The organism is Herpetosiphon llansteffanensis (assembly GCF_003205875.1).
GTDB classification, from domain to species: domain Bacteria; phylum Chloroflexota; class Chloroflexia; order Chloroflexales; family Herpetosiphonaceae; genus Herpetosiphon; species Herpetosiphon llansteffanensis.
This window is the reverse complement of record NZ_PUBZ01000088.1, coordinates 59,344-76,135: the sequence shown is the minus strand read 5'-3', so window position 1 is coordinate 76,135 and position 16,792 is coordinate 59,344. Positions and strand designations below refer to the sequence as shown.

Sequence of the window (16,792 nt, the reverse complement as noted above, 5' to 3'; positions counted from 1 at the left end):
GTGTATAAGAGACACCCCTAACCCCCGATCCCCAACTCAAAAAAGGTTCTCGACCGATGAAATGTACTGATTTATGGAACTGTGTCGTGGTTCCGTTACAATTTGCGCCGACCCAACGCGCCTTGCTTGCCGCCATTCTGATTGGGATTCTTTGTTCGGTGGTGGGTGCGTTTGTCGTGCTGCAAGATTTATCCTTTATTGGCGATGCCTTGGCCCATGCCTCGTTTCCTGGCGTGGTGATTGCCTCGATGCTGGGCTGGAATATTGCCATTGGCGGAGCGATTTTTGGGGTTGCCACAGCGTTGGGCGTTGGCTGGATCACGCGGCGCTCCAAAGTGAGCCTCGATACGGCGATTGGCGTGTTATTTGCTGGCATGTTTGCCTTGGGCATTTTTCTGCTTTCGCGCGACCGTGGCTACAACAAAGAGCTGTTTGGTTTGCTGCTCGGCGATATTCTCGCGGTGCGTCAGAGCGATCTTTGGACGATTGTTGGGGTTGGCGGCTTAATTTTGGTGGTAATTGCAGCGCTCTACAAAGAATTGGTGCTGATGACCTTTGATCGCACGGCGGCAGCGGCCCAAGGCTTGCCGGTTGGCTTCTTGCACTATTTGTTGCTTAGCATTATGGCGATCACGGTGGTGGTGGCGATTCAAAGCATCGGGATTGTTTTGGTGGTGGCGATGTTGGTCACACCAGCGGCAACTGCTTCGTTGGTGGTGCGACGCTTTTGGTCGATGATTATTTGGGGATCGTTGCAGGGCTTGGTGGCAGCAACAATTGGGATTTACGTTTCGGCCTATATCGATGGCGTGCCAACTGGCTCGTCGATTGTATTGGCGCATACGGCGATCTTTCTGATTGTTTTGGTGCTTGCGCCGCGCAAAAATGCCTTGGCTGGGCTGTTTCAACGCAAGGTTGCCGACTAACTAGGCAATATCGTTGCTGAGAACCAAATTGGCCTGATGCTAACAAGATTCCATGTTCCACATGCACTGATTCTTTGGTAGGATACGATCTTACTATCACGCATGAGGACTGCTTATGGCCGATTTAGCCTTGAACCGCGATCAAATCCTTTTAGGGGATTGTCGTGATGTTCTTCCATCACTGCCACCAGCCAGCGTTGACCTCATTTTCGCTGACCCGCCCTATAATTTGCAATTGCGTGGCGATTTATTGCGCCCCAACATGACCCATGTTGCTGCGGTTGATGATGATTGGGATTCGTTTCGTGATTTTGCCGCCTACGATGCATTTACGCGCGCTTGGTTGCAAGCATGTCAGCGGGTTTTGAAAGATAATGGCACGATGTGGGTGATTGGCAGCTATCATAATATCTATCGCGTTGGTGCAATTCTGCAAGACTTAGGCTTTTGGATATTAAATGATATTGTTTGGATTAAGCGCAACCCAATGCCAAATTTTCGTGGTGTGCGCCTAACTAATGCCCATGAAACATTAATTTGGTGTGCCAAATCACCAGGCCAAAAGTACACATTTAATTATCATGCCTTACGCCATTTGAACGACGATAAACAGATGCGTAGCGATTGGGAATTTCCGCTGTGTACTGGCAACGAACGCTTGCGCATTAACGGCAATCGTGTGCATAGCACCCAAAAACCCGAAGCCTTGCTGTATCGGGTGTTGCTGGCCAGTTCAAATGTCGGCGATGTGGTGCTTGATCCCTTTTTTGGCACTGGCACAACGGGCGCGGTGGCCAAACGGCTGGCCCGCCACTATATTGGCATCGAACGCGACCCAAGCTATGTCGAGGCTGCGCGAGGCCGAATTGCGGCGATTGTGCCACCAACCAGCACTGATGCCCTCGAAGCCTTGCCAATCAACAAACGGCGCATTCCCCGAATTCCGTTTGGCAATTTGTTGGAACATGGTTTGTTGCAGGCTGGCCAACAATTGTGGTTTAATCGTGATCCAGCACTGGTTGCAACGCTGTTGGCCGATGCTTCGCTGCGCATGGCCGATGGAACGCGCGGCTCGATTCATAAACTTGGCACCATTTTGACTGGCCAGCCAAGTTGCAATGGTTGGGAACATTGGTTTTTTCAAGCGGCTGATGGCAGTTTGGCTTCAATCGATCTGCTGCGCCAAGAGCTGCGGCGGTTACGTGAGCAAGCTCCAAATGCTGATGATTTAAGAGATGTATGACGATTAATCTTGCTGCTGCTGTGCGCGCGCAAGCCGCCAGTTTAGGCTTTAATTTGGTTGGCATCACGCCAGCACGCCCGTCGCCAACCTTGGATGCCTATCAACAATGGGTTGAGGCCGGAATGTATGGCGAGATGGGCTATTTGGCGCGGCCTGATCGCCAAGCCCGCCGCCAAGATCTGAATGTAATTGTGCCGAATGTACGTTCGTTGATTATTGTGGCGCTCGATTATCGCACGTTGCCAATTCCCATGAGCTTGCTCAACGACCCCAGCCGTGGGCGAATTGCAGCCTATGCTTGGGGCATTGATTATCATGATCTGATGACTCCGCGTTTGCAGGAATTGGCCAATTGGTTGCAAGCCCAAATTCCCAATCCTGTGCAGCAGCGGGTTTATGTGGATACTGGGGCGATTTTAGAGCGTTCGCATGCGCAGCAAGCTGGTTTGGGCTTTATTGGCAAAAATACCATGCTGATTAGCCCACGGCGTGGCTCGTTTTTCTTTTTGGGCGAAATTCTTACCAGTTACGAATTTACTGATTACGATCAGCCTGCGCCGCTGACGATGTGTGGCTCGTGTACCCGCTGCTTGCGAGCTTGCCCAACCCAAGCTTTTCCCAAGCCGCATGTGCTCGATGCGCGGCGCTGCATTTCGTACCTGACGATTGAATATAAAGGCTCGATTCCGCGTGAGTTGCGCCCGCAAATGGCCAATTGGATTGTTGGCTGCGATGTGTGTCAGGATGTTTGTCCATGGCAGCGTTTTGGTGTGCAAAGCCAAGAAGCTGCCTTTTTTCCAATTGACCATGATCGGGCTGCACCAACGCTCGCCAGCCTATTAACCTTGGATGCAGCCAGTTTTGGCGAGCGCTATGGCAGTGCCGCGATTAGCAGGCTCAAGCGTGATCGCTTGGTGCGCAATGCCTGTGTGGCTGCTGGCAACTGGCGCGACCCCAGTATTTTGCCCTTGCTCGCGCCCTTGTTGCACGATGCGAGCAGCCTCGTGCGTGAGCATGCGGCGTGGGCGATTGGCCGGAATTGTGATTTAGCTGCCGTGGATTTATTGCAGCAAGCCCTCCAAAGCGAAACTGAGCCAAACGTGCGCGACGAATTGCTGCAAAGTTTGCACGAGTGCTAGAATTTTTGCCCCGCCTCAATCAACTATGATCAAGTTGGGGCAAAAGCTTAAAACCAGTTCCTACTCAATGATTGGCTTTAACTCATAGACCTGTCGAATCCACTCGGTTTGATGTTGATCGACAACCCGAATTGTCATTAAGCTATCAGTTGGCGGCAGCAGCGCCCGATCTACTGCAATACTACTAATCGACATGACTGTTGAAGACTGGGTAAGTAATTGGCCTGGTGTCGGGGTATGGTACTCAACCTTAATCGTGAGGGTTTGTTGATCGCGCTGAACTTCATTGATCGCGACCCAGTGTCCACGTTTAATATAGGGTAAGGTGAAAATTGTGAGAATCACGGTTGTATTCATATCCACAGCTTGAATTGCTTGCCGATCAACAAAGGGATCTTGCTGCTTCGGAAGTTCCTCGAGTAAGATTGTTTGCTGGCCAGCAGTTTGGGTGAAACGGAGATTTAAGACTGCTTCAGCGTAAGGATAATCATCAAATCCTGCATGCTTATCATCAAGGTCAGCAAGCCGCGTAAATGGTAAAATTTGGGCTGGTTGTTGGCTACTACAGCCGATTACGAATAGAACTAACAAAAGAGTGAAAAATAAATTCCTCATTCCTGCTTCCTTTATCAAATCAACAACCCGCAAGCACGGTATGCTATCCGTGATACTCCAAGTGTAGCAAGCAGTTGCTGCTGCAACGAGCAGAAAGCGTGCAGGATTGCAGCAGATTGCTGGCAGAAGCAAGCGTAGCGATGATTGTGGCATAATGATAATTCGATGAGCATTCGGCTGCGAGCGAAGCGGTTTGCTAGACGTTGCCCTGCGAATCTGCTATCATCCATGGGCTTTTATTAGCTTGTGGAAGAATGAACAACGATGGAAAAACAGCAGACTGAAGGGCTAAAACAGACTTGGTGGCGGCTTGGTTTGGGTGGATTCTTGCTGGTGCTGATGCTTGGGTTGCTGTGGCCAGCCTTTGAACGTGGCGTAGCGCGGCGGCCTGTATTGAACATGCAAACCCCAGATGATGGGCTTGAAGGCACGTTATTGCATGAATCGCAACTGATTCGACGTGATCGTTCGTTGTATCGCCCGATTGTGGCCGAAGAATTTATTTCCGCCCCGTATACCCCGTTGCACCCCATGCTGCTTTCGTTTATGCCGTTTGACCCTGAGCGCCCGTTTAGTGCAGGGCGTTGGGTTTCGCTGCTTTCAATGTTGGCGATTGGCCTGATCATTAGTCTGTTTGTGGCCAGCAATACGCGCTATTGGTTGCTTGGCTTGGCGATTTTAGCTTGTTGGCTTGCCTTTCCGCCTGCCCAACTCTGGGCTTTGCGGCTCAAGCCCGATTTATTTGCCTTGAGTTTTACTGCGCTCGGGCTGCTGTTGGCAAGCTGGCGTGAAGGACGCTGGTTTGGTTGGGCGGCAGTCTGTTTTGGTTTGGCATTTTTAGCCAAACAAACTTTAGCGATTGCTCCGCTGGCGGTTGGCCTGAATTTGCTGCTACACGATTGGCGCAAAGCGTTGAAGTTTGGCACGCTGGCGATTTTAGCTGCTGGCCTGCCCTATTTGGCGTTGGATCTTGTGACCGATGGCTGGGCTACGCGCCACATTTGGGGCTTGCACCGCTCAGAGTGGTGGAGCTTTGATCTGATGTGGAAGTATGTGCGCTTGCTTGGCTGGTCGTTGCCATTGTTTGGTTTGGCGCTGGTTGGCTTGGCCTTGCAATGGCGTAATTATGCAATGCGCCAAGCTGGGCTATATGCAGTGCTTGCGCCGATTTCGCTCTATGGCGCTGGCGAAATCGGGGCACATCACAATCATCTTTTAGAGACGATGATTGCTTGGAGTTTGGCTGGCGGGCTGGCGTTGGGCTTGTTGTTGGAGCATGGCTGGCGCAAGCGTGGCTGGTGGCATGCGCTGACGGTAGCAACGCTGAGTGCTGGCTTACTGCAAGGTTGGTTATTGCGCCAAACCCCAAGTTGGTATGGTGGCGAGTTTGAGATTAATGATTTGGCCCGTTTTGTGCCCTATATTCATTCCAAGCCTGGTGATGTGTTGCTTGATAACCCTGGTTTGGCGCTTGCTGCTGGCAAACCGCTGATCTTTGATGATCCATCGACGATGGGGCCAGCGATTGAGAGTAAGGTTTGGCCGTCGCATGGCCTGTATGAGAGCATTCGGCAACGGCGTTGGAGCTTGATAATGTTGCCATTTAATGTGTCAGATAAGCGTGATGCGACTGGGCGTTGGACTGAAGAAAGCATTCGTTTGATTGACCAGCATTATCAGCTTGAATTTAGTGATAGCATTTTTAGCTATGTGCCAAAACCCTAAAATGCGATTGCCAGCACCCCCTCCGAGATGCTGGCAATCCTTTTTGCATTCATCAAAACACTCTAACCAAAAAGACCCGCGGATACGGTTCGACAGCTTCAAAGCTGCACAAATACCTAATTGTTATGCCTAATTCAAGCGGCTGCCTGCCGAGGAAAACTCTCGCAGGGGCTGGGCCTGTTAGGGTTACTCACGGTTGACCTTAAAATTACGGTTATGTCACATCACGCAAGTATGATAACAATGCTTCAAATTGATAACCGAGCAGCAGATGGGAATTCGTCGGTGATCAGTCACCACCAGCCCGAGCCATGTGCATGTCTTTGTGCGTTTCCCCATAGCGCTGATATGCTAGTTGCTAGTTTCGACGCACCACCGACTATTTCCATAGGCCAATCCTACAGTCGATAGCGGTGATCAATTTGGGGTTTGGTTGATTTGTTCAGGTGCTGTTCCCGCTGAACCGTATCCATACGGGCTACGCTGTTAATATACTTTGCTGGCCGGTTAACTACAAGCGCTTCATCGCTGTTTTACGATGAAGCGCTGAAAAGGGCAATTTTGGGCTTGCTAGCGGTTCGCTTGGTTCAGTTGTGTCAACAATTAATAATGCAAAAATACCTAGGGTCAATTATTGAAAAAAGAAAAAAATACCTAGGACTAAAAAGAAAGTGACAACTGCAATCAAGACAAACTGAATCGTTGTGCTGAATTTTGCCCGAGCTGAGCTAGCAAAATTGCTGCTTGCTTGGAGGCCAAAGGTTGGTGCTGCTGCGCTTGGCCGATTGATATCGACTGGGCGGGCGTTTGGTGCACGTTGCTGCGGCTGGGTAAACTGATCGACGAACAGATCCTCGGATGGCGCTGGTAATGGAATGGTAAATTCGCTGGGAATGCGCCGTTGGAGGGCATGTTGCAGCTGGCTTACAAACTCGCCAACTGATTCTTGGCGTTGCTCAGGGCGTTTGGCTAAGGCGCGTTCGATGACTTGGGCAACTGCTGGTGAGATATGGGGTACAACCTCTTGCAGCGGTGGAATGCGCTCTTGCAAAATTTTTTGTACCAGTTGTGGCGAAGCAGTATCCGTGCCAAATGGTCGCGAATTAGTCAGGGTTTCGTAGAGCACCAAGGCCAGCGAATAGAGATCCGAGCGTGGCGAAGCGGGCACTTCCTGCATAATCTCAGGAGCCATATAGGCGATCGTGCCGGTTACATTGCCGGTTTTGGTGAGCCGAATGTACTGAGCCGTGCTGGCGATGCCAAAATCGGCTAGGACAGCTTGGCCATTACTGCGAAAGAGAATATTACTCGGTTTAATATCGCGGTGAATAATGCCCTTGCTGTGAGCATATTCCAAGGCATAGCCAATATCAATCCCGATTTTAATTACATCTTCGACGGCAAGCGAGCTGGCGATCATGCGCTCCAACAACGAACCATCGTCGATATATTCGAGCGCAATAAAATAGACCTCCTCGTCTAGTTTGGGGTGGGGTACTGCGCCGGTCTCATACGATTGAACGATATGCGGGTGATGTAAAATCCGCACAGCATCAGCTTCGTTGAGAAAGCGCGTTAACAGTTCACCGATATGAACGAGCATTGACGGCAAGACTTTAAAGGCTGTTGTGCCAAACTGTGGATGTTCAGCCTTGTAAACAATTGCCATGCCGCCTTGCCCGATCTGCTCAGCTAGATGATACTCCCCAAGTTGAAGATTACTTAAGTTTTGCATAGAGGGCCACCTAATGCTAAACATTGATTGTGATCATAGACAGAGCGCACTGGATTGTGCGCTCTTTATCGCTTGATCTCCGACAAACATTATGGATTAATTGGCGGCGCGGTCGGTGCAGCGGTTGGCCGTGGCGTATTGGTTGGTGGCGGTTTTGGACAACCACCGCGTGATGGATCGCCTGGCTCATTCGGACAACTATCGACGTTATCAGGAATCGTATCGCCGTCTGAGTCAGGAATGGCCGTTGGTGCTGGCGGCTCGGTTGGAGCCGGACAGCCGTTATTTGGCCCAGCAACCCCAGGACAGCCATCAACATCGTCGGTAAACCCATCGCCATCGCTATCGACTGGCGCTGGAGTGTTGGTTGGTGGAACCTCGGTTGCTTGAGGCACTGGTGTGTTGCTTGCCCGAGGCCGCTGTGTTGGTTGTGGCTGGGTTGGCGCTTGGGGCCGATTGGTTGCGACAACCGCATTCGATGTGGCTGTTGCTTCTGGCGTATTGCTTGGCTCTGGTGTTGGGCTATTTTCAGGAGTTGGAGCCAAGGTGCTGGTTGGAGCGCCCGGATCGACGATGCCAATTGGTTGGGTGCCAACTGGAGTTCCTTGACTGGCGCTGCCAGTGGTTGCCGTTGCTCCGCCATTGGTATTAACCTGAACCGAATTCGGCGTTCCGGTGCCTGTCGTGCTGTTGGCGGGATTGTTGCCTGATAAGATGTAGACCCCAATTAATACCAGCCCTAAAATGCCGCCGCCAATGCCAGCAATTAAGGCCTTCTTTTTGTTGTTGGGTCGGTTCAGTGCGACTGAGCCTGTGCCTGCAAAATTGAGGTTTGGCTCTGAGCTAGGGTTAAGACTTTGATTGAAGGCAGTTGCTGGCCGGGCAACCTCAATTGGTCGGGCATTAACCGTGCGATTTGGCCGCGAGCTTGGGCCACGCACTGGGTTTTGGCCAGTTAGCGGCTGGTTGACTCCGGATAATGGTTGGTTAACCCCCGAAACAGGCGCATACATTTGGGTGCTTTCGCTGCCCAAGGCCAGATTGACCCCACTCGGCGCACCAACAGCCTCCGGCGCATAAATCTGCGTTCCATCGTTTGGCAATGAAGCGTTGACCTGCGAATGTTGACCATTTGGTAAGGGCTGGTTGGCCCCGCTCAGCGGTTGATTAATGCGGCTATTTGGGCCGCTCGCTGCTGGTGGTGCGTAGATTTGGGCACCTTCGGCGGGCATGGCCATATTGGCCGCGCTGGCTGGGCCAGCCATTGGCTGGTTGGGCTGAGAAAGTGGCACATTAGCCGCGCTGGCTGCCCCAACGACGGGATTGAACACCCGGGTACTGGTTGAATCGCCTTCAGAACTGCGTTCGTTACGGCTGCCACCTGGGCGCGCAATTGGGATCATGGGTTTGCCATGCGCATTCAGCGGCACATCTGGTTTGGTTGCGGTGCGCCCAAATTTAGCTTGTTTGAGTGCTTCAACGAAATCAGACATATTTTCGAAGCGTCGTTCAGGATCTTTGGCAGTGGCGCGTTCAATAATTTGCGCCATGAGTGGTGGCACATGCGGGGCCAGCTCGCGCAAGGGTGGCAAGGGTGTGCTGATAATTTTGCTCAGCGCAACCGCGATATTAGCATGCATGTTGGCATACGGGTTTTTGCCAGCTAAGGCTTCGTACAAAATTAAGCCAAGCGCATAAATATCCGAGCGTGCATCGGCACTTTGGCCTTCAGCAATTTCTGGTGCTGTGTAGGCCACAGTCCCAGCAAAGCCACCGGTTTTGGTCATGCGGGCTTCATTACTGACCAGGGCAATCCCAAAATCGGCGAGCACCGCATGGCCATCGTGACGAAACAGAATATTACTCGGTTTAATATCGCGGTGGATAAACTGCTTGCGGTGTGCGTAATCTAAGGCCGAACCGATATGCAAGCCCATCTCAATCGTCGGATTGAGTTGTTGTCGGGGCTGCTTCTGTAGGCGTTCGCTGAGTGTGCTACCGCCAATAAACTCCATCGCAATATAATGGATTCGCTGACGGGTATTGTTTGGATCAGGAATATCACTGGCTTCGTAGAGCTGCACGATATGGGGGTGGTGCAGTTCACGAATCGCCCGTGCTTCGAGCATGAATCGTCGGAGCGTGTCGGTATCGTGGGCGAAATAAGGCGGCAGCACTTTAAAGGCGACCGAGCCATAGTCGGGATGATGTGCTCGATAGACGAGCGCCATCCCACCACGACCTATTTCGTCTTGCAAGGCATACTCGCCCAACTGTGTATGTTCAAACGACTCCATAGCAGCATCCTACAACGAAAACAGCGGAAGACCGCTCTCTTCAGTACCAAAGATTAACTATTCTCGACAACTTCGTTGCTGCCCCATTATCACACTATTCGCTAGCCTTGACAAGCGCCAGCATAAATGCTAAGAGCGTGTATGCAACCGACCTCGTTTCGGCGGTCAAGCGTGCCCAATTAGGGTTGATATAAGGCTTTAACCCGATACACTGGAGTTTTATCGCCCAGTTTCGCAGCCCAAACAATATTAATCAGATAGGTTGTATTGGCTGCAATTGGAACAGCGCTCAACAACTCGGAGGTTTGGCCTGGATTGCCCGATTGTTCATAGATTTGGAACTGGCTGTTGCCATCACGATAATACAGATAGAGATTAAAATCGTGCTGGTCAGGGGTGATGTTATCAAGTTGGATGGTTACTTTGCCGCCAACCGCCACTTTGAATTGGTAATAATCGAAGTTACTTGGAACTTCACCAATAAAGTCGCTTTCGCACCAACCACCAGACAAGCTAATAAAACCAGCCGTTGTTGAGGCATTATTGGCAGGCTCACCAACATGTATACATGCTTGTAGGTCACCGACAACTGGCGCAAACACGCGTGAGCGCGAGATGCCAATGGTCGTGCGAGCACCACCAATGACGCTTACATTGGCAGTTTCTGAACGGAGTTCAACTTGAAAATACTCATACGGTTCAGCAACAGCGTTCGCCAAAATCCCGATGTTAATCAAGGCATAGCGGCGTAAACCGGTAATGGTCAAGGCATTGCCAGTGCCAGCAGTTGGCGAGTAGTCGCTGTTCGCAATAGCCGTCCCATTGAAGGTCTGATAGCGTAAGTTGAGGCTAATGCTCTCACTTTCACCGGCACCATAGACCATGACTTTGAGCCAAACACTGACTCCTTCAGTCGTCTGAACCGCAGTTCGTTCCCACGCTACCGAGATAGCTTGCGGGCTAGCTTCCGCATTTGCTGGGCTAGCTTCCTCTGCATGAGCAACCGGCAAGGCCATGAGACTAAAGATTATGAGGAGGAATAATGACCAACGTTTGTTGTGCATAACCTAAGAATCCTTGTTGCTAGAATCGGCGGGTGATCACACTGCGTATGAGGCTGGCTCAGCCCTTGAGCAAAGGCTGAGCCCTTAAAACTGGCTTAACTAACGAGAAAGGCTTACGCGGTAGGTTGGAACTTTATCACCGCTCCGGCTTACCCAGTGTACCCCAATCAGAAAGTTGGTATACGCGGCAAGTGGCGCTTCAATATATTCTGCTTGTTGATTGCCATTAATTGATTGGCGATAATTCTGATAATTGCCATTACCATCACGGTAAAAGAGATACAGATCAAGATCATGTTGGTTGGGGGTAGTGTTTTCGAGCCGAATCTTGATCGTCCCATTAGTCAAGGGCATAAAGCTATAATAATCGAAGGCTTGGACTGCTTCACCAAGAAAGTCGTTGCTACACCAGCCACCACTGTCTACAATGGGTCCAGCGGTGATTGGAGAGTTGTTGCTTGGCTCGCTAAAATTTGTACATGATTGAATCTGGCCGACTACTGGTTGATGGATACGACCTGGCTGAATTCTTACGGTTGCTCGTGCAGGGCCGGTAATTGTCGTATTTGATGCATCAGAACGCAGTTCCACTTCAAACGTTTCGTAAGGCTCCAAGTAATAAGGACTATTATTAATAATCCCAATTCGCACATCTGCATAGCGTTGCAGACCAGTAATCGAGGCTCTATTACCTGGCCATGGCGTTGGATAATAATCATCGTTGGGCGTTGCTTGTTGTCTAAATGTTTGATAAATAAACTTAAGGTTGACGTTTTCGCCAGCTCCAGCCCCAACAACTTTAATTCTTAACCAAACCTCGCCACTCTTCTCTCCTGTGACAACTGTCAAAGTATCCCAAGCAAGGGTTGCTGCGTTTGGAGCCTCAGGAACTGCTGGGACATCGGGGACATCAGGTTCAGCATAGCTAGATTGGGGCAAAATCCCATGGATTAGTAACAGCAGAATGAGGATTCTGGCAAATTTCATACTTACAATACTCCTACTTATAGACGAATGACGATACAATCGTAGCTATTATAAAGTGAATCGAACAATAATTGGGTTTGCTAGGGGAAATCAGCTTTTAACCGATAGGTTGGTAGTTTCGCGCCACTTGCGCTTTCCCAATAGACTGAAATCAAGTAGCTAGTATTGACTGCAATCGGTGCAGTAATCAATTCTGCTTGTTGGCCTGAGTTGGTTGATTGCCGATAAAATTGATACTGCCCATTGCCAGCAAGATAATATAAATATAATTGCAGATTATGCTGATCAGGAGTTGTATTTTCAAGTTGGATCGTGATTGTACCATTGCGGCTTGGCGTTAAGCTATAGTAATCAACGGCCAGCAGTTGTTCATTTTTAAAATCACTGCTACACCAACCGCCATTGAGCGCAATCATACCAGCGGTTGTCGCGGTATTGTTTGCTGGTTCGCCTACATGAACACATGATTCTAAATGTCCGACAACAGGAATCATCAACCGTGAAGGGTTAATTGCTACCGTTGCTCGTGCTGGCCCAGAAATCACCGTGGCGGCGCTATCAGAACGGAGCACAACTTGAAAGGTTTCGATTGGTTCAGTATAAGTGTTATTGATAATTTGGATTCTAATATAAGCAACTCGTTGGAGGCCAGTAATCGCACCTTTGGTGCCATTAGGCCAATTGGTTGGCACATAATCATCGTTGGGTGTTGCCATTTGACCAGCTGTTTGGTAGATATACTTAAGATCAACTTGTTCGCTAGTACCAGCGCCAACAACATTAATTTGTAACCAAACATCGACCCCTTCGGCAGTTGCTACGGAGAGTGTATCCCAGGCTAGAGTTGCTGCTTGGGGCGTTTTAATGTCAGCATAGCTAGCACTTGGAACCCAACAGAGTAGGAAGAGAAAAAGAGCAGATTTTGAAACTATGCGCATTGCTAATGAATCCTCCTCACGATTGAATAATCTCATCGTTGTAGCAAGAGCCTGGGTAAACAGGAGCCTGTATTGTTTGTACAGGCTCCTGTTTGATTTAATCTTTATTGCCAGCTGGCAGTTAATTCATAGACTGGAACTTTGCTACCGCTTGAAGAAGTCCAATACACTGATACAAGGTAGAGTCCATCGTTATTGCTGTTATTGGCGGCGATTTGACGATTAATCACATCATCATCCTGCTCGCCATTAAGCGAGTTCGCCACTTCTTCATAGCGGTTTATACTAGGGTTGAATTTGTAAAGATAGAGATCAAGATCGTGTTGATCGGGGGTTATATTTTTTAGGCGTAGGTTTAGATTCCCCCCAACCGCTTGACTAATTCGATAATAATCGGCCCTTGTTGGTACTTCTCCATTGAAATCACCGTAGCATGGCCCGCCAGAGACTGCTAATAACCCGCTGGTTGTTGCAGTATTATTGTTTGGCTCACCAACATCTTGGCAGCTTTGGAAGTTGGCAAAGGCAGGATAGAATTTTGCATCTCTGACAATCGTAATTGTTGCGCGATTGCCCCGTGATTCAATCGTGCCATTCGAGACGGTTATATCAACAAAGAAGACTTCATTTTGCTCGTTGACGGTATCGCTCACTGTGCGTAATTGAATATAGAGCACTTGTGATGTGCCACTGATATAGCCAGTAATTTGGTTATCGCGTGACTGATTGGTTTGTGGTAGGGTGATTTCGCGATCAAAATCATCATCGATATCAGCCCCATTTGCTGCATTGGTCGTATAGAGCTCAATATCAATTCGAATCCCACCGGTGGTATTAATTGGCGTATCAGTGCGCAGCGCGAGCCATGCCTCCTTGCCTTCAACCACCTTGACATCAATCATATCCCACTTAACCACTGGCAAGGCCTCAGCAGCGCTTGGTTGTTCAACCACGAGTGGAGCTTGATTAACATCAGGTCGCGATTTTGCTATGTTTTGCGCTAAACTGGCACTAGGTAAACTACTTATAAGTACAAGTAAGCTGAGGATTAATCCACGTTTGAAACTCATTCAATAAACTCCTTAGCTGAAAACCTAACAACGCTTTTTTAGCAATTGTAGTATGGCTAGATTATGGAGCTGTTACTGGCGGCTTAACCGTTGGTTTTGGCGTTGCTTCAACCGTTGGTTGTGGTGCCGTCGTTGGCTCAGGCCGTGGCGTATTGGTTGGTGGAGCTTCCACCGGTTTTGGACAACCATTACGTGACGGATCGCCAGGCTCGTTAGGACAAGCATCAACATCGTCTGGAATCGTATCGCCATCGCTATCGACAACTGCTGGTGGCGCAGTTGGCTCGACTGGGGCTGGACAGCCATTGTTTGGCCCAGCGACATCGGGACATGCATCGATGTCATCTGGAACGCCATCGCCATCGCGATCACTTGGGGCTGGTGGGTTGGTTGGCTGCACCACTGGCGGGTTGGTTGGCTGCACCACTGGCGGGTTGGTTGGCTGCACCACTGGCGGGTTGGTTGGTTGGGCGACCACTGGCGGGTTGGTTGCCTGTGGGCGCGGGGTTGGGCTTGTGCCTGGAGCTCTGGTGGCTTGGGGGCCAAGCGTATCAGTTGGAACTGGATTTTCAGTTGCTTGCTGAATCAAGATAGCTTCAGCAGTCGCGGTTTCAGCAGGCAAGGTTACGGTGGCAAATGAACCGTCATCCAGCTTAATCACTGGGCGAGTGGGAATAACAACCGCATTGCGGCCACTGCCATTGGGGTTAACCTCGTCGCCGCCCATAAACACGATCCCGCCAAGGAGGGCTGCGACCAACAAGACAACGCCCAAGATCCCGCCTAAGGCTCCCCATTGAATTGGTGCTGGCCCATTGCGCACGACCACGTTGGTAATGTTATCGTGGCCGCCGCGCTCGTTGGCAAGGCTAATTAATTCAGTGGTGGCATTTTGGGGTGCATTTTGGGTGGCAATTTTGCCAATTTCCTCTGCTTGGACCCCATCGGAAAGGCCGTCCGAACACAGCACAATCACATCATCTTTGCCCAAGACCAATTCATCGCTGAAGTGGGGAGTTACTTCAGGATCGCCCATGGATTGCCACAGGCTTTTGTTCATGGCATTAACGTGATCTTTGGTTTGGACTGCGCGATCGTATTCGGTGTTATTGGCGCGGAACAAATAGCCTTTGCTATCGCCAACATTCGAGAAGATGATCTTGCGCAGGCTGCCTTCATCCCACACCAAAGCCAGCACTAAAGTTGAGGCGCGGTTCGTATTGCCAGCCTCTTTATAGACCATTTTGGTCGCATATTGAATCGACGCATTCAGCTGTTCTTGTTTGTTTTTATAGCTTTTGGGGTCGCTATTGTAGAAAAACTTGGTTGTATATTCAACCACAGCGCGACTGGCTAACTCGCCATCATCATTGCCGCCGACTCCATCGGCCACGACATAGAGCCGACCATGGCTGGCAAGCAACTTGTGATCGATTTTAACACTAAAACCGGTTGCGCCACCGCCACGGATTTTGGCGAAAAGTTCAGTTACGCCATTGACAAATTTGGTGCCAACACTGCGTTCATCGGCATGTCGCCATGCCAAATTATCTTCGTTGTTGTTGCGTTGTCGCCCAACATCGCTTTGACCATAGACCACGAGATTGGGCAGATTAGCTGCTTGACTCATTGCAAAGCTCCTTGGTGGCCTATTGTAAGACGGTTTCTGGTAACCATCCTGTTTCTCCATCGCTGATACGTTGTACATTAAACCATTTGCGTCGATCACCACTGATAGTGCTAGGCGTTTCGTTGATAACAAGAAACTTCTGGCCTGTCAGGGCTTGGCCACTTTGCAGGGCGTTTGCACTGCCATCACCTGGTTGTGCCCGTAAAATATAGGCTTGGGTCAGTGTTACTTCACGGCTACTAGCTGCCGTCGGTTCAACAATTGGTGGCAAGGTTGAGGTTGGAATGACCTCAATCGTAACCGTTGGAAAATTGCCAGGAACCGTGCTTACTGCGTCAGGAAGGGTCAAGGTTGGTGGGAGCGCTGCCTGATCGGGCGTTGCTTTGCCTGATGGAACAGGCGTGTCATCGCCACCAAGTAATAAAAAGAGCACTGCAATTAACACCAGAGCACTAATCGCCCCAATGCTGATCATCGTCGAGCGGCGTGAGTTGCTCATCGGCATGCTTGGGGCAGCAAACGCAGCACCATCGTTGCGCAAGGCTTCGTGCATAGCCATGCTGAAGGCGGCGCAGGAGTTATAGCGATCGGCTGGCTCAAACGCTGTTGCCTTTAAGAAAACCTCGATTGCGGTTGGATGTTTGGCTAAGTTTTTGCGAATGCGCTCGCTTTGGGCCGCTAGTTGCTGGCGATAGCCGGTATTCCAGGTAGCCAAGGCTGCCTGATAAATTTGCGGATCATCAGACTCCAAGCCTTTGATCTTGGGCGGCTTGATCGTTGGAATTGTATCGCCAGTCAGGAAGTAGTAGACCACCAAGGCCAAGGCATATTGGTCGGTGGCTGGTACTTCGTGCCCAGTATATTGCTCAGGAGCCATATACGGTGGCGTGCCAAAACCGCGTTCATCAACCAAGGCAAACCGTTCGTGCGAAGCCACGCTAAGGTCAATCAAAATCGCATCGTGCGAGGCTTTATCGACCAAAATATTATCGGGCTTTACGTCACGGTGAATAACTGGGCTATCTGGGTGCGCAATATGCAGATAATCCAAGGCGCTACCAATTTGCTCGGCAATTTGCAGCGCAATGGTTTCGCTTTTTTGTTTGGATAGCTCTTTGTTGCTATAGGCATAGACAAACGTCGTGGCCAGGGTATATGGCTCGTCACGCACGTTACTATGCACAAAGCCGATCACATGTGGGTGCTCGGCTTTTTTCAGCAAGCGTTCCTCATTCATAAAATACTGCCGAACCTGAGGCAGTTTATTCGTCAGGAATTTAAGCGCCACTTCTTCACGATGGCCATCATCGTGGTTGATGATCGCGTGGTAGACCGGGCCAGAAAGCCCCTCGGCCAAACGATCATCAACAATTTCATAGCGCCCATATTGTTGACCTGCAACAAGATGCATTGGCGATCCTCC

General features: G+C 50.1%; 13 protein-coding genes. 4 read left to right on the top strand and 9 right to left on the bottom strand.

Going from position 1 to position 16,792, the window contains the following annotated elements; genetic code table 11:
- Positions 1-56 precede the first annotated feature (56 nt).
- From C5S61_RS10505 to queG, 3 genes are all read left to right on the top strand, one after another.
- Positions 57-926, top strand: coding sequence for a metal ABC transporter permease (locus tag C5S61_RS10505; protein ID WP_110515014.1), 870 nt, complete (start codon positions 57-59; stop codon positions 924-926).
- Positions 927-1,041: 115 nt separating this feature from the next.
- A complete protein-coding gene (locus C5S61_RS27570; RefSeq protein ID WP_110515013.1) occupies positions 1,042-2,169 on the top strand; it encodes a site-specific DNA-methyltransferase in 1,128 nt (375 codons plus the stop codon).
- Positions 2,166-3,308, top strand: coding sequence for a tRNA epoxyqueuosine(34) reductase QueG (gene queG / locus C5S61_RS10495; protein WP_110515012.1), 1,143 nt, complete (start codon positions 2,166-2,168; stop codon positions 3,306-3,308). Before C5S61_RS27570 ends, queG begins: the two co-directional genes overlap by 4 nt.
- 60 nt (positions 3,309-3,368) lie before the next feature.
- Here the strand turns inward: queG and C5S61_RS10490 are convergent, their stop codons facing one another.
- A complete protein-coding gene (locus C5S61_RS10490; protein WP_110515011.1) occupies positions 3,369-3,923 on the bottom strand; it encodes a hypothetical protein in 555 nt (184 codons plus the stop codon).
- Positions 3,924-4,187: 264 nt separating this feature from the next.
- Here C5S61_RS10490 and C5S61_RS10485 point away from each other — a divergent pair, with 264 nt between their 5' ends.
- Positions 4,188-5,648 (top strand): glycosyltransferase family protein, encoded by a 1,461-nt coding sequence (locus C5S61_RS10485; protein WP_110515010.1) that lies wholly within the window; start codon positions 4,188-4,190, stop codon positions 5,646-5,648.
- 631 nt (positions 5,649-6,279) lie between these two features.
- Here C5S61_RS10485 and C5S61_RS10480 read toward each other — a convergent pair.
- From C5S61_RS10480 to C5S61_RS10445, 8 genes are all read right to left on the bottom strand, one after another.
- The gene (locus C5S61_RS10480) at positions 6,280-7,383 is read right to left on the bottom strand and encodes a serine/threonine-protein kinase (protein ID WP_164689349.1); all 1,104 of its coding nucleotides are present in this window, start codon (positions 7,381-7,383) and stop codon (positions 6,280-6,282) included.
- 89 nt (positions 7,384-7,472) lie between these two features.
- Positions 7,473-9,680, bottom strand: a complete 2,208-nt coding sequence (locus tag C5S61_RS10475; protein WP_110515008.1) for a serine/threonine-protein kinase — start codon at positions 9,678-9,680, stop codon at positions 7,473-7,475.
- Between the two features lie 179 nt (positions 9,681-9,859).
- Complete coding sequence (locus C5S61_RS10470; protein ID WP_110515007.1) at positions 9,860-10,744, bottom strand: pre-peptidase C-terminal domain-containing protein; 885 nt, start codon at positions 10,742-10,744, stop codon at positions 9,860-9,862.
- A 99-nt stretch (positions 10,745-10,843) separates the two neighbouring features.
- Positions 10,844-11,731, bottom strand: coding sequence for a hypothetical protein (locus tag C5S61_RS10465; RefSeq protein WP_110515006.1), 888 nt, complete (start codon positions 11,729-11,731; stop codon positions 10,844-10,846).
- A gap of 80 nt (positions 11,732-11,811) precedes the next feature.
- On the bottom strand, positions 11,812-12,669 hold the full coding sequence (locus C5S61_RS10460; protein ID WP_110515005.1) for a hypothetical protein: 858 nt from the start codon (positions 12,667-12,669) through the stop codon (positions 11,812-11,814).
- Between the two features lie 104 nt (positions 12,670-12,773).
- Positions 12,774-13,739, bottom strand: coding sequence for a hypothetical protein (locus C5S61_RS10455; protein ID WP_110515004.1), 966 nt, complete (start codon positions 13,737-13,739; stop codon positions 12,774-12,776).
- Positions 13,740-13,800: 61 nt separating this feature from the next.
- On the bottom strand, positions 13,801-15,369 hold the full coding sequence (locus tag C5S61_RS27400; protein ID WP_164689348.1) for a protein phosphatase 2C domain-containing protein: 1,569 nt from the start codon (positions 15,367-15,369) through the stop codon (positions 13,801-13,803).
- A gap of 19 nt (positions 15,370-15,388) precedes the next feature.
- Entirely contained in the window at positions 15,389-16,780 is a 1,392-nt protein-coding gene (locus C5S61_RS10445) for a serine/threonine protein kinase (RefSeq protein ID WP_110515002.1), read from the bottom strand.
- Positions 16,781-16,792 lie beyond the last annotated feature (12 nt).